Annotated in this window: 1 protein-coding gene; it reads left to right on the top strand. The window is 52.9% G+C overall.

Annotated elements, in window-relative coordinates:
• Positions 1-46: 46 nt before the first annotated feature.
• Positions 47-401: DNA gyrase subunit A (locus I6F21_RS38310; protein ID WP_276573647.1), on the top strand; the 355-nt coding region annotated here is incomplete at its 3' end.

Raw genomic sequence — 401 nt, 5'->3', positions numbered from 1 at the left:
ATTTGCGACCTTTGAATCCGGGATACAGTAGAGGGATAGCGGTTAGATGAGCGACCTTGCGAGAGAAATTACACCGGTCAACATTGAGGAAGAGCTGAAGAGCTCCTATCTGGATTATGCGATGTCGGTCATTGTTGGCCGTGCGCTGCCAGATGTCCGAGATGGCCTGAAGCCGGTACACCGTCGCGTACTTTACGCCATGAACGTACTAGGCAATGACTGGAACAAAGCCTATAAAAAATCTGCCCGTGTCGTTGGTGACGTAATCGGTAAATACCATCCCCATGGTGACTCGGCGGTTTATGACACGATCGTCCGTATGGCGCAGCCATTCTCGCTGCGTTACATGCTGGTAGACGGTCAGGGTAACTTCGGTTCCATCGACGGCGACTCTGCGGCGG

It is taken from the genome of Bradyrhizobium sp. NBAIM03 (assembly GCF_020194055.1).
GTDB lineage: Bacteria > Pseudomonadota > Alphaproteobacteria > Rhizobiales > Xanthobacteraceae > Bradyrhizobium > Bradyrhizobium yuanmingense.
This window is presented reverse-complemented; position numbering and strand designations above follow the sequence as displayed.